Annotated in this window: 21 protein-coding genes; 8 read left to right on the forward strand and 13 right to left on the reverse strand. The window is 70.4% G+C overall.

Annotation, left to right across the window (positions count from 1 at the left end; genetic code table 11):
• Window positions 1-93 precede the first annotated feature (93 nt).
• A complete protein-coding gene (locus tag ACFVW6_RS33825) occupies window positions 94-735 on the forward strand; it encodes a hypothetical protein (protein WP_378833574.1) in 642 nt (213 codons plus the stop codon).
• 54 nt (window positions 736-789) lie between these two features.
• Here ACFVW6_RS33825 and ACFVW6_RS33830 read toward each other — a convergent pair whose 3' ends face one another.
• The 3 genes from ACFVW6_RS33830 to lspA form a co-directional block, all read right to left on the reverse strand.
• Window positions 790-1,443: a hypothetical protein gene (locus tag ACFVW6_RS33830; protein WP_378833573.1), complete on the reverse strand. Its 654-nt coding sequence runs from the start codon at window positions 1,441-1,443 to the stop codon at window positions 790-792.
• A gap of 70 nt (window positions 1,444-1,513) precedes the next feature.
• On the reverse strand, window positions 1,514-2,440 hold the full coding sequence (locus tag ACFVW6_RS33835) for an RluA family pseudouridine synthase (RefSeq protein WP_357349152.1): 927 nt from the start codon (window positions 2,438-2,440) through the stop codon (window positions 1,514-1,516).
• Window positions 2,437-3,054, reverse strand: coding sequence for a signal peptidase II (lspA, locus tag ACFVW6_RS33840; RefSeq protein ID WP_378833571.1), 618 nt, complete (start codon window positions 3,052-3,054; stop codon window positions 2,437-2,439). Before lspA ends, ACFVW6_RS33835 begins: the two co-directional genes overlap by 4 nt.
• Window positions 3,055-3,139: 85 nt before the next feature.
• Here lspA and ACFVW6_RS33845 point away from each other — a divergent pair, with 85 nt between their 5' ends.
• Window positions 3,140-4,093 (forward strand): hypothetical protein, encoded by a 954-nt coding sequence (locus tag ACFVW6_RS33845; RefSeq protein WP_378833570.1) that lies wholly within the window; start codon window positions 3,140-3,142, stop codon window positions 4,091-4,093.
• Window positions 4,090-4,794 (forward strand): hypothetical protein, encoded by a 705-nt coding sequence (locus ACFVW6_RS33850; protein WP_387793623.1) that lies wholly within the window; start codon window positions 4,090-4,092, stop codon window positions 4,792-4,794. The genes ACFVW6_RS33845 and ACFVW6_RS33850 overlap by 4 nt, the downstream gene beginning before the upstream one ends.
• Window positions 4,795-4,800: 6 nt before the next feature.
• On the opposite strand, the gene ACFVW6_RS33855 is transcribed toward ACFVW6_RS33850, so the two are convergent.
• Window positions 4,801-5,661, reverse strand: a complete 861-nt coding sequence (locus ACFVW6_RS33855; RefSeq protein WP_378833567.1) for a TIGR03619 family F420-dependent LLM class oxidoreductase — start codon at window positions 5,659-5,661, stop codon at window positions 4,801-4,803.
• A gap of 155 nt (window positions 5,662-5,816) precedes the next feature.
• On the opposite strand from ACFVW6_RS33855, the gene ACFVW6_RS33860 reads away from it, so the two are divergent.
• Window positions 5,817-6,287 (forward strand): VOC family protein, encoded by a 471-nt coding sequence (locus ACFVW6_RS33860; protein WP_378833565.1) that lies wholly within the window; start codon window positions 5,817-5,819, stop codon window positions 6,285-6,287.
• Between the two features lie 8 nt (window positions 6,288-6,295).
• On the opposite strand, the gene ACFVW6_RS33865 is transcribed toward ACFVW6_RS33860, so the two are convergent.
• Window positions 6,296-6,715 (reverse strand): Rieske (2Fe-2S) protein, encoded by a 420-nt coding sequence (locus ACFVW6_RS33865; RefSeq protein WP_355284308.1) that lies wholly within the window; start codon window positions 6,713-6,715, stop codon window positions 6,296-6,298.
• 177 nt (window positions 6,716-6,892) lie between these two features.
• Here ACFVW6_RS33865 and ACFVW6_RS33870 point away from each other — a divergent pair, with 177 nt between their 5' ends.
• Window positions 6,893-7,867: an NAD(P)-dependent alcohol dehydrogenase gene (locus ACFVW6_RS33870; protein ID WP_378833563.1), complete on the forward strand. Its 975-nt coding sequence runs from the start codon at window positions 6,893-6,895 to the stop codon at window positions 7,865-7,867.
• A 6-nt stretch (window positions 7,868-7,873) separates the two neighbouring features.
• Here the strand turns inward: ACFVW6_RS33870 and ACFVW6_RS33875 are convergent, their stop codons facing one another.
• From ACFVW6_RS33875 to ACFVW6_RS33910, 8 genes are all read right to left on the reverse strand, one after another.
• A complete protein-coding gene (locus ACFVW6_RS33875; RefSeq protein WP_378833607.1) occupies window positions 7,874-8,494 on the reverse strand; it encodes an LON peptidase substrate-binding domain-containing protein in 621 nt (206 codons plus the stop codon).
• Between the two features lie 79 nt (window positions 8,495-8,573).
• The gene (gene acs / locus ACFVW6_RS33880; protein ID WP_378833561.1) at window positions 8,574-10,517 is read right to left on the reverse strand and encodes an acetate--CoA ligase; all 1,944 of its coding nucleotides are present in this window, start codon (window positions 10,515-10,517) and stop codon (window positions 8,574-8,576) included.
• Between the two features lie 76 nt (window positions 10,518-10,593).
• Entirely contained in the window at window positions 10,594-12,228 is a 1,635-nt protein-coding gene (locus ACFVW6_RS33885; RefSeq protein ID WP_355284301.1) for a cation acetate symporter, read from the reverse strand.
• Window positions 12,225-12,581, reverse strand: a complete 357-nt coding sequence (locus ACFVW6_RS33890; RefSeq protein ID WP_378833558.1) for a DUF485 domain-containing protein — start codon at window positions 12,579-12,581, stop codon at window positions 12,225-12,227. The genes ACFVW6_RS33885 and ACFVW6_RS33890 overlap by 4 nt, the downstream gene beginning before the upstream one ends.
• A gap of 140 nt (window positions 12,582-12,721) precedes the next feature.
• On the reverse strand, window positions 12,722-14,476 hold the full coding sequence (locus ACFVW6_RS33895) for a cation acetate symporter (RefSeq protein WP_378833555.1): 1,755 nt from the start codon (window positions 14,474-14,476) through the stop codon (window positions 12,722-12,724).
• 26 nt (window positions 14,477-14,502) lie between these two features.
• Entirely contained in the window at window positions 14,503-14,868 is a 366-nt protein-coding gene (locus ACFVW6_RS33900) for a hypothetical protein (protein WP_357349134.1), read from the reverse strand.
• The gene (locus ACFVW6_RS33905; protein ID WP_378833553.1) at window positions 14,865-15,662 is read right to left on the reverse strand and encodes a LytR/AlgR family response regulator transcription factor; all 798 of its coding nucleotides are present in this window, start codon (window positions 15,660-15,662) and stop codon (window positions 14,865-14,867) included. Before ACFVW6_RS33905 ends, ACFVW6_RS33900 begins: the two co-directional genes overlap by 4 nt.
• Window positions 15,663-15,762: 100 nt before the next feature.
• The gene (locus ACFVW6_RS33910; protein WP_365016347.1) at window positions 15,763-16,944 is read right to left on the reverse strand and encodes a histidine kinase; all 1,182 of its coding nucleotides are present in this window, start codon (window positions 16,942-16,944) and stop codon (window positions 15,763-15,765) included.
• 301 nt (window positions 16,945-17,245) lie between these two features.
• Here ACFVW6_RS33910 and dnaE point away from each other — a divergent pair, with 301 nt between their 5' ends.
• The 3 genes from dnaE to treZ all read left to right on the forward strand — a co-directional run bounded on the left by dnaE (window position 17,246) and on the right by treZ (window position 24,735).
• Window positions 17,246-20,809: a DNA polymerase III subunit alpha gene (gene dnaE / locus ACFVW6_RS33915; RefSeq protein ID WP_355284287.1), complete on the forward strand. Its 3,564-nt coding sequence runs from the start codon at window positions 17,246-17,248 to the stop codon at window positions 20,807-20,809.
• A gap of 135 nt (window positions 20,810-20,944) precedes the next feature.
• Window positions 20,945-22,798 carry a hypothetical protein gene (locus tag ACFVW6_RS33920; protein WP_378833548.1) on the forward strand — a complete coding sequence of 618 codons (1,854 nt, stop codon included), beginning with the start codon at window positions 20,945-20,947 and terminating at the stop codon, window positions 22,796-22,798.
• Window positions 22,799-22,983: 185 nt separating this feature from the next.
• Entirely contained in the window at window positions 22,984-24,735 is a 1,752-nt protein-coding gene (gene treZ, locus ACFVW6_RS33925; protein WP_378833545.1) for a malto-oligosyltrehalose trehalohydrolase, read from the forward strand.
• Window positions 24,736-24,793: the final 58 nt, after the last annotated feature.

The raw sequence follows: 24,793 nt of genomic DNA on the forward strand, positions 1-24,793 counted from the left end.
GTATACTTCTACATATAGTTGGGGCATAGCCGGAGCGACACCACATCGAGTCAGCCCGGGACGTTCCTTCCACACCTTCCGAGGAGTATCGCCATGCCTACCTTCCAGACCCCGGACCCGATCACCGTCACCGTCGACGTGCCGTGTGGTGACGTGGTCGTCACCGCCGCCGACCGCGCCGACACCGTCGTCGAGATCCGCCCCACCGACCCGTCCAGCAAGAGCGACATCCGCGCCGCCGAGCAGATGACGGCCGAGTTCGTCGCGGGTGCGCTGACCGTGCGCTCGCCGAAGAGCAAGTGGTACTCCGGTGCGTTCAGCGGCAAGTCCTCGGTCCAGGTGCGCATCCAGGTTCCGGCCGGTTCCGAACTGAAGGCCTCGACCGCGCTCGGTCGCCTGGTCGGCGCGGGCGATCTCGGCGAGTGCGACCTGGAGGTGGCCGCCGGAGACATCACGGTCGAGCGCCCGCGCGGGTCGGTGACCGCGAAGACGGCCAAGGGCGACATCCGGATCGGCGAAGCCGCCCGCGGGGTGTTCCAGTTGGAGACGTCGATGGGTGAGCTGGTCGTGGGTGTCCGCGCCGGTACCGCCGCGCACCTGGAGACCTTCGCCGCCTACGGTTCGATCACCAACGACGTCGCCGCGGCCGCCGCGGCGGGCGACGACACGGTGCGCGTCTTCGCCCGGAACATGTACGGCGACATCACCATCGGTCACGCCACCGTCGCGGCGTGACCCGCTGCCCGGTGGCGGCCGCTCCCGGTGCGGACGGTCGCCGACCGGGTCGGGCTACTCGGCGGGGACGGGGCCGTCGTCGGGCGTCGGCGCGATCACCCCGGTCGATTCCGGCAGCAGCGGAGCCACCGCGAAGCGGCCCGCGATCGCGTCGGCGGGCAGCGCCTGCACGGTGCGGACGCCGGGTCGCGTTGCCAGCTCCCGCAATTGGGGGAGGGTGCCGCGCACGACCAGCCCGGCCGTGCACGCGCAGCCCGCGCGCAACCTGGCCTCGGTGACCCGGGCGATATCGGCACTGCGCTGATCCCGGAACCGCTGGGCGGCCACCAGTCCCGCCGCCGCGTCGGCGGAGCGCACGGCCGGTTCGTCACCGGCCGGGGTCGCGACGGTGATCACCGGCGTCTGGACCCGGTCGATCGGGACGTGCTGGATCACGCCCGCCACCCGCAGGCCGTCAGCCGCGGCCGGAATCTGTTGCGCGGTCAGGTAGTCGGTGAACGACACCAGCGCCCAGTGCGGATCGGTGTCGGCGCCGTCGAGCGAGGCACGCGCCTCGCGCAGATAGTCCTCGACCTGCTCGCCCTGGGCGGGACCCAGCCGATCGGTCGTCACGCCCATGGACGGGCGGGGATTGAGGATGCCGAGCACGACGACGACCACGGCCAGCACCACGGCCGCGGCGATGAACAGCGCCGTCCGCCCCGACACGCGGCGATCCCCGGCGCTCCCGCGGTCGTCCGGCGCCGGGTCCGGCACCGGTTCGGACGACCGCGGGTCGTCAGGCATTGCGCAGTACGTCCAGTGCGCCCGCGAGGTCGTCGGGGTACTCGCTGGTGATCTCCAGCCAGCGACCGTCGGCGGGATGGTGGAAACCGAGCTGACGCGCGTGCAACCACTGCCGTTCCAGCCCGAGGCGCTTGGCCAGCGTCGGGTCGGCGCCGTAGGTCAGGTCACCGGCGCAGGGGTGGCGGACGGCCGAGAAGTGCACCCGGATCTGGTGGGTGCGGCCGGTCTCCAGATGGACATCGAGCAGGCTGGCCGACTGGAAGGCTTCGATCGTGTCGTAGTGGGTGACACTGGGCCTGCCGTCGCCGGTGACCGCGAACTTCCAGTCGTTGCCGCGCGCCCGCCCGATCGGCGCGTCGATGGTGCCGCTGCTCGGATCGGGATGTCCCTGCACCAGGGCATGGTATTGCTTGTCCACCGTGCGCTGCTTGAAGGCGCGCTTGAGCATCGTGTAGGCGTGTTCGGACTGGGCGACCACCATCACGCCCGAGGTGCCGACGTCCAGGCGGTGCACGATGCCCTGCCGCTCGTGCGCGCCCGAGGTGGAGATCCGGTAGCCCATCGCGGCCAGGCCGCCGACCACGGTCGGGCCGGTCCAGCCGACGCCGGTGTGCGCGGCGACGCCGATCGGCTTGTCCACCGCGACGATGTCGTCGTCGGCGTAGAGGATCTTCATCCCCTCCACCGGGGTGGCCTCGACGGTCAGCTCGCGCTTCGGTTCGGGGAACACCACTTCCAGCCACGCGCCCGCGGTCAGCCGGTCCGACTTGCCCGCGGCGACGCCGTCGAGCTGCACCGAGCCCTCCTCGGCCAGCGCGGCGACCGCGGTCCGCGACAACCCGAGCAGCCGGGACAGGCCCGCGTCGACCCGCATCCCGTCCAGCCCGTCGGGAACGGGCATGGTCCTGGTTTCCCTCACGCGGTCTCCTCTGTGTGCTTGCGACCGCTGCGGGTGCCGTCCGGCTCGAACCCGAACACGGTGAGTGCGACGAGCAGGATCGCGCCGCAGACGATGGCCGAGTCGGCGACGTTGAACACCGGCCACCAGCCGACGGCGACGAAGTCGACGACATGGCCCTGCAGCGGGCCGGGGTAGCGGAAGATCCGGTCGACCAGGTTGCCCAGCGCGCCGCCGAGCACCATGCCGAGGCCGATCGCCCACCACAGCGAGCGCAGCGTGCGCCCGATCCGGATGACGCCGATCACCACGGCCGCGGCGATCAGGGTCAGCAGCCAGGTCATGCCGGTCGCCATCGAGAACGCCGCGCCCGGGTTGCGCACCAGGGTGAACCGCGCGAAATCGCCGATGATCGGCACCGATTCGCCGGGATCGATGAAGGCCACGGCGAGGCACTTGGTCAGCAGGTCGAGGCCGAACAGCACGACGGCGATGATCAGCAGCGTCGTCAACCGACGGCGACCAGCGGGTTTGTCCGTTCCGGTGGGCTCGGGCGCGGCGTCGGGGGCCGGTGCCGCCGAGTCGTCGCCCGTCTCGGGAACGGCAGCGTTGTCGGATGGCCGGTCTTCACTCACGCGACCATCATTCCCTAGTGGCGATCCGCGCTGCGCCGCGGTGCCCGGGAGTCCCAGCTGTTACTCAGGAAGCGGTCGTACCCTGATGGCTGTGACGGTGTTGTCTAGTTCTCGCTTACCCCGCATCGCGCGTCCCGGGGTGTTACTCGTGGCGCTCGTGCTCGGGTTCGCGACCTTCGGCGCGGGGTGCGCCGACCGGTCGGCATCGCCCGCCGATGTCGAGGGCACCGAGCCGCTCGGCATCGGTAAGGAAGTGACGGTGCCGATCACGGCCGCCGTCACCACCCTGGTCTCGGCCGGCGACGAGCCGCGCGATCTGCTGCGTCCCCGCTACCCGGCGGGCACCACGCAGGAGGTGACGCTGTGCACCGACTACCGGATCCAGCAGCAGGTCAACGATCAGCCCGCCCGCGACTTCTCGCCCGCCGCGCTGACCATCCCGATGACCGCCCGCGCAGGCACCGACGGGGTCGACGTCACCGTCGGCACCGTCACCACGCCGGACCCGGTCCTGAACAAGGCGTTCACCACCGCCGACGGTTCGCACGCGGGCCTGGAGATGAGCGACCTGGGCGCGATCACCGAACTGCGCCTCGCGCCGTCGCCGGATACCCCCAACACGGCGCGCGCCGCCCTGGAACAGGCCTTCTACCAGGCCGTCTACCGCTCGATCGCGTTCCCCGACGCACCGGTCGGCGTTGGCGCGGTGTGGACGGTGCACCAGGAGATCACCGGCGGCGTCACCCTCGACCAGATCACCACCGCCACCCTGACCAGCCGCGACGGCGACCGGCTCACCATCGACCTGCAGGTGACCCAGACCCCAACCGAGAAGGTGTGGATGCTGCCCAACAACGCGGGCTCGCTCGAGATCGAGGGCTACGTGATGGAGGGCACCGGCACGATCACCGTCGATCTCGGTCTCCCGCTGCCGGTCTCGGGGGCCATCGATGTCGGCGGTCAGCAGATCTACCGCGACGCGCGCAGCGTGAGCACCCTCGTGCAGACCCAGTCGACGCGCGTCTCCTGGACCGAATGATGCGGTCGACCCTGCTGCGCGCGAGCGCGGCCGCGTCGGCCTGCGCCGCGCTCGCCGGTGTCGTCGGCTGTGGTTCCGACGACGAGCCCGCCGGTTCCTTCCCCGCGGCCGCCACGGCGGCGCCGGGCAGCGGCACGGTGGTGCGCGATCCCGCCCAGCTCGCGGCCGGGCTGCTGGCGGCACCGGATCTGCCCGGCGACTTCAGTGTGGTCCCGCCGCGCACCGGCGACGACGGCCCGGCCGTGCCGCCCGCGGCGCCCACCGATCCGCCGGACTGCGGCAGGCTGCTCAGCCCGATCGCCGATCAGCACCCTGGATCATCGGCGGCCGCGTCCGTCCAGTTCGCCGGGCCGAGCTACGCCACGATCGATATCGATGCCGCGAGCTATCCCGATGCCGCGTTGGCGGCCGCCTTCGACGCGGTGCAGGCGCAGCCGCGACGCTGCGCCGCCTACACCGGCGACGACGCGGGCGTGCACATCGACTACCGCACCACCGCCCTCGCCCAGCCGCCCGCGGGCGACGCGAGCTCGGCCTTCACCCTGACCGCCACCAGCGAAGGCTTGACGCTCACCTCCGCGGCGGCCCTGGTGCAGGTCGGCAACACCCTGGTCCAGGTCGTGGTCACCGCGCCGGAGACCGTCGACCCGGGGGTGCTCGCCGACCTCACCGCCGCGCAGGTGCGCAAACTGCGCGGCTGAGGCGCCTCAGGTGGCGGCGGGCACGGGCGGCGCGATCTTGCCGCCGAGATGGGCGATGTAGCCGCGCACCTCGTCGGCGGAGCGGTCCGGCATCCCGAAGACCACCTCGGTGACGCCGAGTTCTTCCCACTGCGCGAGCTGCGCGGCGTCGTAGCGCCCGGCCAGCGCGATCACGCGCGGCGTGCCCTCGCGGCCGGCCTCCCGCCAGACCCGGTGCAGCAGCGCGATCTTCTCACCGAGGTCGCCTTCGGTCGGGGTGGTGATCCAGCCGTCGGCGTGCTGGGCCAGCCAGCCGAAGGACTTCTCGGTGCCGCCGGCGCCGAGCAGGACCGGGATCGTCGGGCTGGTCGGCTTCGGCCACGACCAGCTCGGACCGAACCGCACGAATTCGCCCTCGAACTCGGCTTCCTCCTGCGACCAGATGGTGCGCATCGCGTCGAGGTGCTCGCGCAGCACGGTGCGCCGCTTCTTGGGCGGGACGCCGTGGTGGGCGAGTTCGTCGGTGTTCCAGCCGAATCCGACGCCGAGCTCGACCCGGCCGCCGGCCAGGTGATCGAGCGAGGCGATGGTCTTGGCCAGGGTGATCGGATGGTGCTCGGCGGGCAGCGCGACCGCCGTCGACAGGGTGATCCGCTCGGTCACCGCGGCCGCCGTCGCCAGCGCCACCCACGGATCGAGGGTGCGCAGGTAGCGGTCGTCGGGCAGCGAGGAGTCCCCGGTCTGCGGATGTGCCGCGGCCCGCACCACCGGGATGTGGGTGTGCTCGGGGACGTAGAACGCGTCGAAGCCCGCGTTCTCGGCCGCCAGCGCGGCGTCGGCGGGCGTGATGCCCCGGTCACTGGTGAACAACACGAGCCCGTAGCGCATGTTCCGGCCCTCCGGATCAGACAACAAAACTGAAACAAGTTCTACCAGTCTTTCGGGCCTGCCGGAAGACCGTTCGCCGGATGACCTTTCCCCGGCGAGTGGAGGGGAATAGGCTCTGAACGGTCCGAGCATCAACCTCGACCCGGAGGTATCCGATGTCTGATGTTTCCCCGTTTCCCGCTGGTTATCCGCGTATCTGTCCTGGCATCTCGTGTGCGGGCGCCGGTGCCGCGATCGATTTCTACCTCGCCGTGTTCGGCGCCACCGAGCGCATGCGCATGCCAGGTCCGGACGGCACCGTCGCGCACTGTGAACTCCTCGTCGGCGACTCTGTTCTCATGGTCGGCGACCCGGCGCCGGAGATCGGCTTCCTCGACCCGAAGGCGGTCGGCGGTTCGCCGGTCAACCTGATGGTCTACGTCCCCGACGCCGACGCCGCGTTCGCCGCCGCCCTCGGCGCGGGCGCCACCGAGATCAACCCCATGACCGACCAGTTCTACGGCGACCGCAGCGGCGCCTTCGAAGACCCGTGGGGCCACCGCTGGACGGTGGCGACCCACATCGAAGACGTCACGCCGGAAGAGATGCAGCGCCGCATGGACGAGATGATGAACCCGGCGGGCTGACCTGCCTCCTAGGCGGGAACGATCGAATCACCCTCCACCCGTACCGGTTTCGCCGGCAGCGGCGCCGTGGCAGGACCCGCGGTGACGCTGCCGTCGAGCCCGAACCGGCTCCCGTGGCACGGGCAGTTGATCGAGCCGTCGGCGACCGAGCCGACCCGGCAGCCCGCGTGCGTGCACGTCGAGGACAACCCGACGAAGGTCCCCGCCGACGGCTGGGTGATCACCGTGTCCCCGACGATCACCCCACCCCCCACCGGCACATCGGCGGTCTTCGCCAACGCCCCCGTCGGCCCGCCGACGGGCGCCTGCGCCGCCGCGGGCGCACTCTCGTCCTTGCCCGCGCAGGCGGCCACGGTCGCGGCCGCGGCGAGCACCCCCGCGCCGACGACTACGGTCCTGCGGTCGAGCTGTATTTCGTTACTGGTCATCGTGGAACTCCGATCGGAACTAGCGACATAGGCGGTGGCCGGGCGGTCCGACCGCTCCTTATCGGTTCAACGGGATCGGCGGGTCCCCGGTTCGAACTCTCGACCGGATGATCGGGGACGATTTCTCCGGGACTTCCCCGATGTGGCCGGGACCGGTGCGGGCCTACTGTCACGCACGTGAAGGCGATCGTGCAGCAGGTATACGGATCTTCGGCGATGCTCGAGGTCGCGGAGGTCGAGCGGCCCGTGGCCGGGGCCGGGCAGGTGCTGGTGCGGGTACGCGGGGCATCGGTGAACGCGCGGGACTGGCACATCATGCGGGGCGATCCGAAGATCGTGCGGTGGCTGGACCGGTCGGTGTTCGGGCGCCGCGGTCCCGCGCAGCCGATCCACGGCGGCGACTTCGCGGGGACCGTCGAGTCGGTCGGCGCCGGGGTGACGGATCTGCGGCCGGGTGACGAGGTGTACGGCGAGTCGACCAGCGGGGCGTTCGCCGAGTACCTGGCGGTGGACCGGTCGGTGGTGGGTCTCAAACCGGCGGGGCTGAGCTTCGCCGAGGCGGCGGCCGTCCCGCTGGCCGCCAACACCGCGCTGACCTGCCTGCGGCACGTGACAGCGGGGGAGCGGGTACTGGTCATCGGCGCGTCCGGCGGGGTCGGCACCTTCGCCGTGCAGCTCGCGCTCGCCGCGGGCGCCGAGGTCACCGGGGTGTGCAGCACCCGCAATGTCGAGCTGATCCGCGGGCTCGGCGCCGCCCGGGTCGTCGACTACACCCGCGACACGGTGACCGGCCGCTACGACACCGTCCTCGATCTGGCGGGCAGCCGGGGTCTGCGCGAGCTGCTTCGCCTGGTCGAGCCGACCGGCACCCTGGTCCTGTCCAGCGGCGGAAACTACACCGGCGGCAGCCTTTTCGGCCCGCTCGGGCTCATGGTCCGCGCCCAGCTCAGCCGCCCGTTCGTGCGTCCCACCCTCCGGGTGCCGACGGCGAGCCAGAGCAGCGCGGCACTCGACGAACTCCGTGCCCTGATCGACGCGGGCCGGGTCCGGCCGATCATCGACCGGACGTACCCCCTCGACGAGGCCCCGGCCGCCATCCACTACCTGGAGACCGAGCACGCCAGGGCGAAGGTCGCGATCACCGTCGGCTGAGCGCCGTCACTGCAGGCGGAACTCCATCATCGCGATCGCGTCGTCGACCGCGACGATGAGATTCTCCAGCCGGGTGTACGGGTCGGGCGCCGACAGCGCCGCCTGCCGGTCGGTCGGCCCGATCGGCAGGCGCGCGGCCAGCTCGTAGGAGCGCACCGTCGGGTCGTCGGAGAGGTCCTCCAGCGACGCCGACGGCGGTGGCCGCCGGATCCCGGAGCGCCGCGCGAGCTGCGCGGTGAGCGTGTGCAGCCGGTCGGCGCGTTTGCGCAGGTCGGCCAGCAGTTCGCTGTCGTCGGCGCCGATGCCGTCGGGCCACGCCGTCACCTCGGCGCGCGGGTAGGGCGCGTCGGGGAGCCATTCGTCGACCCGGATCCGCTCGGTGCCCGCGCAGCGCAGCCGGAACCGTGAGCCCGACAGCTCGACGACATCGGTGATCCGGGCCAGGACGCCGAGATCGGTACGAACCTCACCGCCACCGACCTCGTGCCCCCGCGCGATCAGGACCACACCGAACTCCGGCTCCCGCCTGCCGTCGAGGCAGTCCTCGACCAGCGCGACATAGCGCGGCTCGAAGATCTGCAACGACAGCGGCTCGCCGGGCAGCAGGACCGCGCCCAGCGGGAACATAGGGATCTCCACCCTCACAGCATGCCCGTTGTCGCGGACGCCGTGCCCCTCCGACATGCGTGCGCGGCGGATCGCCGGGTCATCCCTTCGCGATCGCTTCGAACACGGTCGGGTCGACCAGGGTGGACGTGTCGCCGAGTTCGCGGCCCTCGGCCACGTCGCGCAGCAGCCGTCGCATGATCTTGCCGCTGCGGGTCTTGGGCAGCTCGGGGACGAGGTGGATCTCGCGCGGCCGGGCGATCGGGCTGATCTCCAGCGAGACGGCGGCCTTGAGTTCGGTGACCAGTGCGTCGGTGCGCTCGGCCGACCCGGTGAGGATGACGAAGGCGACGATGCCCTGTCCGGTGGTCGCGTCGCTGGCGCCGACGACGGCGGCCTCGGCCACGGCCGGGTGCCCGACGAGCGCGGACTCGACCTCGGCGGTGGAGATGCGGTGGCCGGACACGTTCATCACGTCGTCGACCCGGCCGAGGATCCACAGATCGCCGTCGGCGTCGAGCTTGGCCCCGTCACCGGCGAAGTACCAGCCCTCGGAAGCGAAACGCTGCCAATAGGTTTCACGGAACCGATCCATGTCGTTCCAGATGCCGCGCAGCATCGACGGCCACGGCTGATCCAGCACGAGCAGGCCCGAGGCGTCGTTGCCCAGCGGGGTGCCGTCGTCGTCGACGACCTTCGCCGAGATACCCGGCAGCGGTGCGGTGGCCGCGCCCGGCTTGGTGTCGGTGACGCCGGGCAGGGGGGAGATCATGATGGCGCCGGTTTCGGTTTGCCACCAGGTGTCGACGATGGGGGTTTTGTTGGCGCCGATGACGTCGCGGTACCAGCGCCAGGCTTCGGGGTTGATGGGTTCGCCGACGGAGCCGAGCAGGCGCAGGGTGGTCAGGTTGTGGGCGTCGGGGATCTCGCGTCCCCATTTCATGAAGGTGCGGATGAGGGTGGGGGCGGTGTAGTAGATGGTGACGCCATATTTTTCGATGATCTCGAAGTGGCGGTGTTCGGTGGGGGAGTTGGGGGTGCCTTCGTAGACGATCTGGGTGGCGCGGTTGGCGAGGGGGCCGTAGACGATGTAGCTGTGGCCGGTGACCCAGCCGATGTCGGCGGTGCACCAGTAGACGTCGGTGCCTGCTTTGTGGTCGAAGACGTTGTGGTGGGTGTAGGCGGCTTGGGTGAGGTAGCCGCCGGTGGTGTGCAGGATGCCTTTGGGTTTTCCGGTGGTGCCGGAGGTGTAGAGGATGAAGAGGGGGTGTTCGGCGGGGAAGGGCTGGGCTTCGTGGGAGGGCGAAGCGAGCGCGACGGTTTCGTCCCACCACAGATCGCGGACCGGCGTCCACGGCACGTCCAGACCGGTGCGCCGCACCACCAGCACGTGCTCGACCGAGGTCGGCTCGTCGCCGAGGGCCTCGTCCACCGCCGACTTCAGCGGGGCGGGTTTGCCGCGCCGCCACTGCCCGTCGGTCGTCACGATCAGGCGCGCCTGCGCGTCGTCGACGCGCTGCCGCAGGGCCGTCGGCGAGAACCCGGCGAAGACGACCGAATGGGTGAGTCCCAGTCGCGCGCAGGCCAGCATCGAGACGATCGCTTCGGGCACCATCGGCATGTAGATCGCCACGCGATCACCCGCTTCGAGGCCGAGCGCGGTGAACGCGTTGGCCGCGCGCGAGACTTCCTCGAGCAGTTCGTGATAGGTGATGTCGCGCGAGTCGCCGGGTTCGCCTTCCCAGTGGATGGCGACCTGGTCGCCGTGTCCGTCGATGACGTGGCGGTCGACGCAGTTGTAGGCGACATTGAGCTCGCCGTCGGCGAACCAGCGCGCGACCGGGGCGTCGCTCCAGTCCAGCACCTGGGTGAAGGGTGTGTGCCAGTGCAGCCGGTGCGCCTGCTCGGCCCAGAAACCGGCACGATCGGTGGTGGCCCGCTCGGTGAGCGAGGCATCGGCATTCGCCTGCGCGACGAACTCCGCGGCGGGCGGGTAGCTGGTCGCGTGGTCGGGCCGGGTGGGGTCGGTGACTGCACCGGTCACAAGAAATCTCCTTCGAACGAACAGGGGTGAAGCCCGTGCCGGTGGTGGGAGGGCACCGGCACGGGCTGGGGCAACGTCAGTGCGAGATCGCCTTCTCCGCACCGACGCCGGTCAGTGCCCGGACTTCCATCTCCGCGGCCTTGGCGGTGTCGACCTGCTCGCCACGGCCACCGGCGTAGGTGCCGACGATGCCGAGCACGAAGGCCAGCGGAATGGACACGATCCCCGGGTTGGACAGCGGGAACCAGTGGAAGTCGGTGCCGGTGATCATCGAGGTCTTGGTGCCCGACACGGCCGGGGAGAACACGATGAGCACGATGGTCGAGATCAGGCCGCCGTACATCGACCACAGCGCGCCGGTGGTGTTGAAGCGCTTCCAGAACAGCGAGTACAGGATCGTCGGCAGGTTCGCCGCCGCCGCCACCGCGAACGCCAGCGCCACCAGGAACGCGATGTTCTGGCCGTTGGCGAGGATGCCGAGCCCGATCGCGAGCACGCCGATCACCACGGCGGTGATCCGCGAGACCCGCACCTGCTTGCGCTCGTCGACATCGCCCTTCTTGATCACGCTGGCGTAGATGTCGTGGGCGAACGAGGCCGACGCGGTGATCGTCAGACCGGCGACCACCGCCAGGATCGTCGCGAACGCGACCGCCGAGATCACGCCCAGCAGGATGACGCCACCGAGCTCGAACGCCAGCAGCGGCGCCGCCGAGTTCTGGCCGCCCGCCGCGGCGAGGATCTTGTCCGGGCCTACGATGGCCGCCGCGCCGTACCCGAGCACCAGGGTGAACAGGTAGAACGCGCCGATCAGGCTGATCGCCCAGACCACCGAGCGCCGCGCCTCTTTGGCGGTCGGGACCGTGTAGAAGCGCATCAGCACGTGCGGCAGACCCGCGGTGCCCAGCACCAGCGCCAGACCCAGCGACAGGAAGTTCAGCTTCGAGGTGTCGCTGCCGCCGTACTGGGCGCCGGGTGCGAGGACATCACGCGCGGCGACGGCCTTGTTGGTCGACTCGCTCACCGATTCCTGGGCGGCGCCGAGGATGTCGGAGAAGTTGAAGCCGAACTTGGCCAGCACCAGCACCGTCATCAGCGCGGCGCCCGCGATCAGCAGCACCGCCTTGATGATCTGCACCCAGGTGGTGCCCTTCATGCCACCGACCAGCACGTAGACGATCATCAGCACGCCGACGATCGCGATCACGACCGATTGGCCCGCGCGGCTGGAGATGTCGAGCAGCAGCGCGACCAGGCCGCCCGCGCCCGCCATCTGCGCCAGCAGATAGAACAGCGACACGGTCAGCGTGGTCAGCGCGGCCGCGGTGCGCACCGGGCCCTCCTTCAACCGGAAGCTGAGCACGTCGGCCATGGTGAATTTGCCGGTGTTGCGCAGCATCTCGGCCACCAGCAGCAGCGCGACCAGCCAGGCGACGAGGAACCCGATCGAGTACAGGAACCCGTCGTAGCCGTAGACGGCGATCGCGCCCGCGATGCCGAGGAAGCTGGCCGCCGACAGGTAGTCACCGGCGATGGCGATGCCGTTCTGTGGACCGGAGAAGCCACGGCCGCCGGTGAAATAGTCGGCGGCACTGGCGTTGTTGCGGCTGGCCCGGATCACCACGACCATGGTGACCGCGACGAACAGCGCGAAGATGGCGATATTGGCGACGGGGTTACCCACCGTCGTGTCCGCGGCAAGAATGGTCACGCGCGGCCTTCCTCGAGAGATTCGCGAATGGCCGCGGCGCGCGGATCCAGCTCACGATTGGCGAAACGGACGTAGAGCCCGGTGATGAGGAACGTGGACACGAACTGCCCGAGGCCGAGCAGCAGACCCACATTGATGTTGCCGAAGACCTTCGTGGCCATGAGGTCGTGCGCGTACGCGCCGAGCACCACATAGCTCAGGTACCACAGCAGGAACAGCGCGGTCATCGGGAAGACGAAGCGGCGCAGGCGATTGCGCAGATCCTGGAACTGCGGGCTCGCCTGCACGGCGAGCCATTCGTCGGCACTCGGCGTGCGCCGGTCGGGCGCTTCTTCGGTGTCGGTTTCGGTCATGCCTGGTGGTCCTAGCGTGAGGAGTGTCGTGCGTGCGATGACCGTAAGACGCGGAGTATGAGCGTGTAATGATGTGGCGTGGGTCACTCGGTGAAGGTGGCCGCCGGTGCGGTGAACGGTCGCTGTGGCGCGACGAACGGTCAGCGGTCGACGGCGGTTTCCGGCTCGCGGTCGGCGCTCATGCCGAGGCGTTCCGGTGCGTGCAGGCGCAGGAAGATCCCCGCGACCGTGCGCTGATCCTGGCCCTGGGTCACCAGGCTGACCACGATCGTCACCGCGAACGCCAGCGGCACGCTCACCGCGCCCGGATAGTCCACGATCGCCGACGGCCAGCCACCGGCCAGCTCGGGCGAGACGCCGCCGAGAACCGCGAGCACCGTGGCGCCACCCGCGGTGATGCCGCCGGTGAGCAGCCCGCTCGCCGCGCCCGCCGCGGTCAGCCCGCGCCACCAGATGCCGAGTACCAGCAGCGGACACAGGGTCGAGGCGGCCACCGAGAAGGCGAGCGCGACCGTGCGGGACAGGTCGAGCGAGGCGACGGTGAGCGCCAGCGTCAGCGGGACGAGCCCGGCGACCAGCGCGGCGGCCCGGAAATCCCGGATCCGCCCGCGCAGCACATCGGTGCTCAGCACGCCGGCGAGACTGACCAGCAGCCCCGACGAGGTCGACAGGAACGCCGCGATCGCGCCCGCCGCCGCCAGCGCCGCCAGCAGCTGCCCGCCGAGTCCACCGAGCACCGCGCCCGGCAGCAGGACCACCGCGGCGTCGGAGGCGCCGGTGATCAGCAATTGCGGCACGTACAGGCGGGCGAAGACGCCCAGCAGGATCGGGAACAGGTAGAAGACCCCGACCAGCCCGATCACCGTCAGCGCCGTCCGGCGGGCCGACGGACCGTCCCGATTGGTGTAGAAGCGGACCAGCACATGCGGCAGGCCCATGGTGCCGAGGAAGGTCGCCACGATCAGCGAGAACACCTGGTACTGCGGATGTTCGCCACCGAACCCGCCACCCGGCGCCACCCAGCTCGCGCCGTCGGCGGGCGCGCCCGCGACCACCGGCACCGCCGAGCCCGGCTCCAGGATCAGCTCGGAGCCCTCGGTCAGGGTGTGGTCGCCCGGGGTGAGCAGGACCGGCCCGGCCTCGGCCCGGCCGTCGAGGGTGCCGGTGACGCTCACCTGCTGCGACACATCGAGGTGCACCACCACATCGGTCGAGATGTCGACGGTGGTGCGCTGGTCGACCGTCGGTGGCGCGGGGGTGCCGACCGGCCGCTCGTCGGCCAGGAAGTGCAGACCGAGCACCAGGGCGGGCACGGCCACCGCCGTCAGCTTCAACCAGTACTGGAACGCCTGCACCAGGGTCACCGACCGCATACCGCCGCCGATCACATTTGCCAGCACGATCGCGCCGACCGCGACGGCCCCCACCCACGGCGGGGCCCCGAGCAGCAGGTGCAGGGTCAGCCCCGCGCCCTGGAACTGCGGGATGAGATACACCGCGCAGACCACGACCACCAGCCCGGCGGCCATGCGCCGCAACCGGATCGACCCGAGCCGGAATTCCGCGAAGTCCGGGACGGTGTAGGCGCCGGAGCGGCGCAGGGGAGCGGCGACGAACATCAGCAGGCCGAGATATCCCGCGGTGAAACCCACCGGATACCAGAGCGCGTCGGCGCCGTACTTGGCGATCAGGCCCGCGACGCCGAGAAACGAAGCGGCCGACAGGTATTCGCCCGAGATCGCGGCGGCATTCCACCGCGAACCCACCGTGCGCGAGGCGACCAGGAAGTCGGAGGTGGTGCGGGAGAGCCGGACTCCGTAGAAGCCGATCCCGATGGTGGCGAGCGCGGCCAGCAGCAGGGCCGCGATGGTGAGCGCCGGGCTGTCCGGTGTCATCGGTGTCGCCTCGTGGTCAGCACGGGTCAGTCCCCGGCCAGTTCGAGGAAGTCGTCCTCGTTGCGCTGCGCCAGTCGTACGTAGAGGCGGCCCACCGCGTACAGGGCGGGGAACGCGAGCGCGCCGAGCACGATCCAGGGCAGCCGGATACCGAGGACGGTCGTCGCGGCGATCGCGTCGATCCCGAACAACACCGGCAGCGAGCCGAACACCGCGACCACGACCAGGCTCAGGCGCAGGGCCAACCCCAGTTGCGCCCGGATCAGTCCGCCGATCAGCGCCGCACCGAGGTCGGTCTGCTCCACCACCTCGGTCCGGGTACGGATCTGGCGCGCACCCCGCCGCTGCGCCAGCACCACCCGTTCCCTGGGCGGGCGCTGCGGACCCGTCACCGCTGGGACCAGTTCTGCCGCGGCCCGTGCACCAGCCGCTGCTTGAGTTCGCGCACCTGGCGCCTGCTCACCGGCAGTTCCACCGCGCCGGCCGCACCCTCGGCCCGCAGGCAGACCACGGTCCCCGTTCCGGTGCTGCGCATCCCGGTGACCAGCCGCAAGGCCACCAGGTACGACCGGTGCACACGCAGGAATCCCGCGTCCTCCCACCGGGCTTCGAGCGCCGAGAGCGGAATCCGCACCAGATGCGAGCCCGTGCCGGTGTGCAGCCGCGCGTAGTCACCGTCGGCCTCGACCCACGCGACATCGGCCCGGTTCACCAGCGTGGTCACCCCGCCCAGCTCGACCGGGATCACCTCGCTCGGATGCGCGGGTTCCGGCGGCGCCGCCGTGGGCACCGGTACCCGGGCCGCCACGATCCGCCGCACCGCCTCGGCCAGCCGCGCCCCCCGCAACGGCTTGAGCAGATAGTCCACCGCCCCCAGATCGAAGGCCGCCACCGCGTGATCGTCGTGCGCCGTCACGAACACCACCGCGGGCGGCTCGGCGAACTCCGACAGAATCCCCGCCAGCTCCATCCCCGTGAGCCCCGGCATATCGATGTCCAGGAACACCGCGTCGATCGGATGCGCCCGCAACAACCGCAGCGCCCCGGTAGCCTCCCCCGCCCGATGAATCTCCCCGACCCCCACCTGCGTACTCAGCAGATACACCAACTCGTCGAGCGCCGGCTTCTCGTCATCGACAGCGAGCACCCGCAGTGCGGTCGAGTTCTCATCGGTGTTCCAGGTCACAACCTGTCCATGGTAACCGGGCGAGTCGCCGAACTCCGCCGGAACCCTCGGCGGCGCCGGGAAGGGGAGTGTTCGCCCGTGAACGATGTCGTCGGGGCGGTCAGGCGTGGATGCCCGGGCGGAATTTCGGGACGCGCATGCTGACTTTGGTACCTGCGCCGGGGGCGGTTTCGACGACCAGGCCGTAGTCGTTGCCGAAGGCGGCGCGGAGGCGGTCGTCGACGTTGGCTAGGCCGACGTGGGCGGCTTCGCCGGTGCGGGCGGGGCCGGTGTCGGTGTCGACGGCGTCCAGGGCGCCGGAGCGCAGGAGGTCGGGGTCCATGCCGATGCCGTCGTCCTCGACGCTGATCAGGCAGTCGGTGCCGGCGTCGGTGGCGACGATGCTGAGCTGGCCGCCGCGCCCGCCGCCGCCGAGCCCGTGCCGCACCGCGTTCTCCACCAGGGGTTGCAGCGCCAGGAACGGCAGCACCACGCCGAGCACCTCCGGCGCGATCCGCAGGCGGACCTCCAGGGCGTCGCCGAAGCGGGCCTGTTCGAGGGCCAGATAGCGCTCGATATTGCGCAGTTCGTCGGCGAGGACGGTGAATTCGCCCGCGGCACGAAAGGAGTAGCGGGTGAAGTCGGCGAATTCGAGAATCAGTTCACGGGCCCGATCCGGATCGGTCCGCACGAACGACGCGATCGTATTGAGCGCGTTGTAGATGAAATGCGGACTGATCTGCGCCCGCAGCGCCCGCAATTCGGCCCGATCGACCCTGGCCCGCGAGGCATCCAGCTCGGCGAGCTCCAGCTGCCCGCACGCGTACCGGGCCACCTCGCCCGCCGCCCCGAGCATCCCGGGCCCCGGCTTCCCGGTGGTCACCATCCCGAGCGCCCCCACCGCCGCCCCCGTGTCGATCAGCAGCGGCTGCGCGATGAGCGAATGCTCGTCCCCGCTGACCAGCACCGCCCGCTCCTCGGCGATCGCCCGCCGCGCCGCCTCGTCGAAGACTGCGGCCATCCCCGCATGCGGCCCGTCCCACGCCAGCAGCGTCGCGTCGGCGTCCATCACCCCCAGCGCCTCGGCCCCGGCCAGCGCCCGCAGATGCGGCGCCGCCTCCCTGGCCGCCTCCTCGGTCAACCCCCGCCGCAACGGCACCGCCGCCAGCGACGCGGTGTGCAGGGCCTGATGCACCGCCCGCTGCGCCGGCGTGGTCACGACACGCTGCGTCCGCCGCCACACCAGCCACGCGACGACCAGCACGATCGCGACACCCGCCAGCACCACCGCCGTGGTCGTCACCGGTCACTCCCGTCTACGCGCTCCGCGAACCGGCCCGGTTCGACGACGGCCGCACCCCTCGTGCGGACATCCGCCGATTATCGTCGCCCGCGGCATCGGTGGTCCGATGATCGCCGACGGGCGCGCGCGCCGCGTTTCCGATCATGAACTAGCGGAAAACAGACGGTTGCTGCGGACTCGCCGGTGACGTTCGCCACGACACGCCGAACCAGGCCAGGGCGGGGGCGCGATGCCCGTGTGGCACGCGAAAAGTTGTCGGACCCACGTGCCTAGAATGCCTAGGCCAACCCCCGTCGACACCATGGGAGGAAGGACCGTCTTGGCTCCGTCCGGATCGTTCGTTCACCTGCACAACCACACCGAGTACTCCATGCTCGATGGTGCGGCGAAGATTTCGCCGCTGTTCGCGGAGGCGGAACGGCTGGGCATGACCGCCGTCGGCATGACCGACCACGGCAACATGTACGGCGCCTCGGAGTTCTACAACAGCGCCAAGAAGGCGGGCATCAAGCCGATCATCGGCATCGAGGCCTACATCGCCCCGGGCTCGCGGTTCGACACCAAGCGGGTGCAGTGGGGTGATCCCGGCCAGAAGAGCGACGACGTCTCGGGTTCGGGTGCCTACACCCATATGACGATGGTCGCCGAGAACGCGACCGGTCTGCGCAACCTGTTCAAGCTGTCGAGCCTGGCCTCCATCGAGGGCCAGCTGGGCAAGTGGGCGCGTATGGACGAGGAGATCATCGCGCAGTACGCGGAGGGCATCATCGCCACGACGGGCTGCCCGTCGGGCGAGGTGCAGACCCGGCTGCGCCTCGGTCACGAACGCGAGGCGCTCGAGGCCGCCGCGAAGTGGCAGGAGATCTTCGGCAAGGACAACTTCTTCCTCGAGGTGATGGACCACGGTCTGTCGATCGAGCGCCGGGTCCGCGAGGGCCTGATCAATGTCAGCAAGCAGCTCGACATCCCGCCGATCGCCACCAACGACTGCCACTACGTCACCAAGGACCAGTCGACCAATCACGAAGCGCTGCTGTGCATCCAGACCGGCAAGACGCTCTCGGACCCGACCCGCTTCAAGTTCGACGGTGACGGCTACTACCTGAAGTCGGCCGCGGAGATGCGCGCCATCTGGGACGCGGAGGTCCCCGGCGCCTGCGACAACACCGAGCTCATCGGTGAGCGGGTGCAGTCCTACGACGACGTGTGGGCCCACCGCGACCGGATGCCGATCTTCCCGGTGCCCGAAGGCCACACCCAGGCCACCTGGCTGCGCAAGGAAGTCCTCGACGGCCTGGACCGCCGATTCCCCGACGGCCCGCCGCAGGACTATCTCGCGCGCGCCGACTACGAACTCGGCGTCATCTGCGAGATGGGTTTCCCCGCCTACTTCCTCGTCGTCGGTGACCTGATCCGGCACGCCCTCGACGTCGGCATCCGCGTCGGCCCCGGCCGTGGTTCGGCCGCGGGCTCGCTGGTCGCCTACGCGATGGGCATCACCAATATCGACCCGATCCCGCACGGCCTGCTGTTCGAGCGGTTCCTCAACCCCGAGCGCGTGTCGATGCCCGATATCGATATCGACTTCGACGATCGCCGCCGCGGTGAGATGGTCCGCTACGCCACCGAGAAGTGGGGCAGCGACCGCGTCGCCCAGGTGATCACCTTCGGCACCATCAAGACCAAGGCCGCGATCAAGGACTCCGCGCGAGTCCTGTTCGGCCAGCCCGGTTTCGCCATCGCCGACCAGATCACCAAGGCGCTGCCGCCGCCGATCATGGCCAAGGACATCTCGGTCTCGGGCATCACCGACCCCGACCACGAGCGGTACAAGGAAGCCGCCGAGGTCCGCGAGCTCATCGGCTCCAACCCCGATGTCGCCAAGATCTACGAGACCGCGCGTGGCCTGGAGGGCCTGATCCGCAACGCGGGCGTGCACGCCTGCGCGGTCATCATGTCCTCCGAGCCGCTCACCGACGCGATCCCGGTGTGGAAGCGCGCGCAGGACGGCGCGATCATCACCGGCTGGGACTACCCGTCGTGCGAGGCCATCGGCCTGCTGAAGATGGACTTCCTCGGGCTGCGCAACCTCACCGTCATCGGTGACGCCCTGGAGAACATCCAGGCCAACCGCGGCGTCGATCTCGACATGGATCACCTGCCGCTCAACGACCCGGCCACCTACGAACTGCTCGCCCGCGGCGACACCCTCGGCGTGTTCCAGCTCGACGGCAGTGCCATGCGCGATCTGCTGCGCCGCATGCAGCCCACCGGCTTCGAGGACATCGTCGCCGTCCTCGCGCTGTACCGCCCCGGCCCGATGGGCATGAACGCCCACAACGACTACGCCGACCGCAAGAACGGCCGCCAAGAGGTCAAACCGATCCACCCCGAGCTCGAAGAGCCGCTGAAGGAGATCCTGGCCGACACCTTCGGCCTGATCGTCTATCAGGAACAGATCATGCAGATCGCGCAGAAGGTCGCCGGGTATTCGCTCGGCCAGGCCGATATCCTGCGCCGCGCCATGGGCAAGAAGAAGCTCTCGGTGCTGGAGGAGGCCTACGCGGGCTTCCGCGAGGGCATGCTCAAGAACGACTTCTCCGAGCCCGCGATCAAGGCGCTGTGGGACACCATCCTCCCGTTCGCCGGCTACGCGTTCAACAAATCGCACGCCGCGGGCTACGGCCTGGTCTCCTTCTGGACCGCCTACCTCAAGGCCAACTACCCGGCCGAGTACATGGCCGGTCTGCTCACCTCCGTCGGTGACGACAAGGACAAGGCCGCGATCTACCTGTCGGATTGCCGCAAGATGGGCATCACGGTGCTGCCGCCGGATGTCAACGAGTCCGAGCAGAACTTCGCCTCGGTCGGCAAGGACATCCGCTTCGGCCTCGGCGCGGTCCGCAATGTCGGCGCCAACGTGGTGTCCTCGATCATCGCCGCGCGCAAGGAGAAGTCGAAGTTCACCGACTTCTCCGACTACCTGAACAAGATCGACGCGATCGCCTGCTCCAAGAAGGTCACCGAATCGCTCATCAAGGCAGGCGGTTTCGACTCCCTCGGGCATCCCCGCAAGGGCCTGCTGCTGATCCACTCCGACGCGATCGACGCGGTGATGTCGACGAAGAAGGCCGAGGCGATCGGCCAGTTCGACCTGTTCGGCGGCCTGGACGACGGTGACGACTCGGTCGCCTCGGTGTTCAACGTGAAGGTCCCCGAGGACGAGTGGGAGACCAAGCACAAGCTCGCCCTCGAGCGAGAGATGCTGGGCCTCTACGTTTCCGGGCATCCGCTCAACGGCGTCGAGCACGTGCTGGCCGCCCAGGTCGACACCCCGATTCCGGCGATCCTGGAAGGCGACGTCAAGGACGGCGCGCAGGTGACCATCGGCGGCATCCTCGCCTCGGTCAACCGGCGGATCAACAAGAACGGCCTGGCCTGGGCCTCGGCCCAGCTCGAGGACCTCACCGGTGGCGTCGAGGTGCTGTTCTTCCCGCAGTCGTACTCGGTCTACGGCATGGACGTGGTCGAAGACGCGGTGGTGCTGGTCAAGGCGCGCGTGTCCGTCCGCGACGACCGCATCTCGCTGATCGCCAACGACCTCGTGGTGCCGGATCTCTCGGCGATCGGGGTGGCGAAGCCGGTGGCGGTGGTCATGACGACCCGGATGTGCACGCCGGACAAGATCGGTGAGCTCAAGAAGGTGCTCTCCCGCCATCCCGGCACCTCCGACGTACATGTCCGCCATGTCGGCGCACGGGAGAAGACCACCCTGCTCAAGCTCGACGACAGCTGGCGGGTGAGTCCGTCCTCGGCGCTGATGGGCGATCTGAAGGCCCTGCTCGGTCCCGGCTGCCTGGGCTGAGCCCGGCGGCGATCGCGGGCGGCCGCGGTCTCGGTGGTCGTGTAGCGCTGGGAGCACGGCCGAACCGGGCGTGCGCGCGGTGTCTCGGCGGGTGCTGATCGAAACCCGGCGGGCGACGGGCTAGCGTCGAGAGGCGTGACGTCAGCGACTCGGCTCGATTCGCCCCCACACCCCGTGCGACTCGCGCGCCCGCGCCCGCGCGTGCCGCCGCGGGCCGTACTGCTCGTCGCGGCCGCGCTGATCGTGGCCCAGCTGGTTCTGCGCGGCTGGGTCGCGGCGTCGGGATTCTTCTACTGGGACGACTTCATCCTGATCGGTGAGGTGGGTCGGCATCCGCTGTGGTCGACCGAATTGCTGTTCACCAGCCACGACGGCCACGTGATGCCGTTGGCGTTCGCGCTGACCTGGGCGGTGACCACGATCGCGCCGTTCGAGTGGGGCGTGGCGGCGACCGTCCTGGTGCTGCTGCAGCTGCTCGCCTCACTCGCGGTGCTCCGGCTGGTGGTCGTGCTGCTCGGGACCGGGCCGCGGCTGCTGGTGCCGTTGACCTGCTACCTGTTCGTTCCGCTGACGGTGCCCGCCTTCGCCTGGTGGTCGGCCGCGGTGAACGCGCTGCCGTTGCAGATCGCGCTCGCCTGGGTGAGCGCGGACGCGATCCGGCTCGTGCGGACCGGGCGCAGGCGGTACGCGGTCTCGGGCGCGGCGGTCTCCGCGGTGGCGCTGCTGAGCTTCGAGAAAGCGGTGGTGGTGCTGCCGGTCGCGGTCGCGGTGGTGGCGCTGTCGGCCTACGTCGCCGGGGAATCGGTGCGCGTTGCCGTCCGTCGCGGCGCCGCCCTGTGGACGGCGGCGGGCGCGGTGCTGCTGGCCTGGTCGGCGTTCTTCCTGCTGGTCATCCAGCGTCCGCGCGGACTGTCGCGCCCCGAACAACCCACCGCCCTGCTGAGCCGAGCACTCTCGGACGGACTGGTCCCCGCCCTGTCCGGCGGACCTTGGCGATGGGAACGCTGGCAGCCCGCCACCCCGTGGGCCGACCCGCCCGGCGTGGCCGTCGCCCTGTGCTGGACGGCGCTGATCCTGTTCGCGGCGTGGACGATCCGCACCCGCGCCCGGGTCGGCGTGATCTGGGTGTGCGCGGCCGCCTACGTCGTCGCGACCGTCGCGCCCGTCGTGGTCCTGCGCGACGGCCCCGGCACCGCGGCGCTGCTGCTCCAATCCATCCGCTACTTCGCGGACGTCGCCGTCATCGCCTGCCTCGGCCTCGCCCTGATCATGACCGCCCCACGCCGCGTGCCCCACGACCTGCGAAGCGGTGCCACTGCACGTGGTCGGCTCCTGGTGCGGGGTCTTCCGGTGCGAGCTGTCGTGGCGGTGGTGGCGACCGTGATCTTCCTCGTGAGCAGCGTGTATTCGACCGTCACCTTCACCCGCTCGTGGGAGCCGAGTCCGGCGCGCGCCTATGTCACCGGGGTGCGCACCGCGCTGCCGGGTGCCGACGCGCCGCTGCTGCCGCAGGAGGTTCCGTGGAATGTGCTGAATCCCTTGGCCTTCCCGCAGAACATGACCGACCAGGTGTTCGCCGCGCTCGCCGGGCCGGACACCTTCGCCCGGTCGACACCGCACCTGCGGATGTTCACCGACGACGGTGATCTCGTCGACGCGCAGGTGTGGTGGAACCGCTCGATCGTGCCCGCCCCCGAACCCGGCTGCGGCTACCGGATGACGCCCGGCGAGGCGGTCCGGCTGCCCTTGGACGGACCGATGCAGATCCGCGAGTGGACCGCCCAGCTGAACTACCTGGCCGACCGCGACGGCACCATCGCGGTCTCGTTCGAGGGCGCCGCCGAAACCGTCGCCGAGGTCAGGGCCGGGCTGCACCCGGTCTACGTCCGCCTGCTCGGCGGTGGCACGGCCTTGCGTGTCCGCGCGCTGACTCCAGGCCTCGAATTGTGCTTCGGCGCGGGGCCGGTCGGAGTCGTCGCTCACGACTGACCGCCGACTGCTCGTGCGGGGCGGCACCGAGGACGCACCGGCGGCCGGTTCGTACCGAGCGTCCGAGCAGACCACCGCGCTTCGGTACTCGCGTCGACCGACCCGTGCCGGGCACGGCGGGAGACGGGCAGCGCGGTGACACCGGTCGCCCTGCCCGATGCCCACCCGCATGCGATGCTGGGGCCATGAGGCAGTTTCGGGTGTGGGCGCCGGAGGCGGGGGCGGTGCGGCTGCAACTGGACGGGGTGACCCATGCGATGCGGCGCAATGGGGGCGGGCGCTGGTCGGTCACCGTCGACGCAGGTCAGGGCGCCCGCTACGGGTTCCTGGTCGACGACGATCCGACGGTACTGCCCGACCCGTGCTCCCCGCGCCAGCCCGACGGCGTCCACGCACTCTCCGCCGTGCACGACCTCGATCCGGCGGTCTGGACCGACCGGCGGTGGACCGGCAGGCAGCTGGCCGGTTCGGTGTTCTACGAACTGCACATCGGCACCTTCACGCCCGACGGCACCTTCGACGCGGCGATCGAACGGCTCGACCACCTCGTCGGCCTCGGTGTCACCACGGTCGAGCTGATGCCGGTCAACGCCTTCGACGGCACCCACAACTGGGGTTACGACGGCGTGCTCTGGTACGCGGTGCAGGAGAGCTACGGCGGTCCCGACGGCCTGCAGCGCTTCGTCGACGCCTGCCACGCGCGCGGTCTGGCGGTCTGCCTGGACGTGGTCTACAACCACCTCGGACCGTCCGGCAACTACCTGCCCCGCTTCGGTCCCTACCTCGCCGCCGGCCGGAACACGTGGGGACAGAGCCTGAACCTCGACGGTCCCGGCTCCGACGCCGTCCGCCGCCACATCATCGACAACGCCCTGCGCTGGCTGCGCGACTTCCACATCGACGCGCTGCGCATCGACGCCGTGCACGCCCTGGTCGACCGCACCGCGACCCATCTGCTCGAGGAACTCGTCGTCGAGACCACCGCGCTGGCAGCGCATCTGGGCCGCCCGCTGAGCCTGATCGCCGAGAGCGACCTCAACGATCCCCGCCTGATCACGCCCCGCGCGGCGGGCGGCTTCGGCCTGACCGGCCAGTGGAACGACGACCTGCACCACGCCGTGCACACCGCCGTCTCCGGCGAACGACAGGGCTACTACGCCGATTTCGGCTCCCTGGCCTGCCTGGCCCAGACCCTCACCCACGGCTTCTTCCACGCCGGAACCTATTCCAGCTTCCGCGGCCGCACCCACGGCACGCCGATCCCGCGCGACCTGATCCCCGGCAGCGCCCTGCTCGGCTACACCTGCACCCACGACCAGATCGGCAACCGGGCTGTCGGCGACCGCCCCAGCGCCTACCTCACCCCGGGGCAGCTCGCGGTGAAGGCGGCGCTGGTGCTGCTCTCGGCGAGCACGCCGATGCTGTTCATGGGCGAGGAATGGGGCGCGCGCACCCCGTTCCAGTTCTTCACCTCGCACACCGACCCCGTCATCGGCGCGGCCACCGCGACCGGACGCCGGGCCGAGTTCGCCGACCACGGCTGGGCCGCCGACGACGTCCCCGACCCCCAGGACCCGGACACCTTCACCCGCTCCAAGCTGGACTGGACCGAACCGACCCGTGAGCCGCACGCCCGGCTGCTCGCCTGCTATCGCGCTCTGATCGCGCTGCGCGCGGCCAGGTCCGAGTTCACCGACCCCTGGCTGGAACGGGTCTGGGCCGACTACGACGAGGCGAACCGCTGGTTCGTGCTGCGGCGCGGCCGGATCTCGGTGGTCTGCAACCTGTCCGAGGACGAGGCCGTGATCCCGGTGCACGGAAGGGTATTGCTGGCCTGGGCGCCCGCCACCGAATCCGGTGCGGGAATACTCATCTCGGGCCACAGCTTCGCCGTGCTGGAGGAGGGTGACGGCGCGGGGGCCGTGGTCACCGAGTGATCCGGCCAGGGCACGGCTCGGCCACGGTCGGCGGCCGACCGTTGCCCAGGCGAACAGA

This window comes from Nocardia sp. NPDC058244 (genome assembly GCF_042882065.1).
GTDB lineage: Bacteria > Actinomycetota > Actinomycetes > Mycobacteriales > Mycobacteriaceae > Nocardia.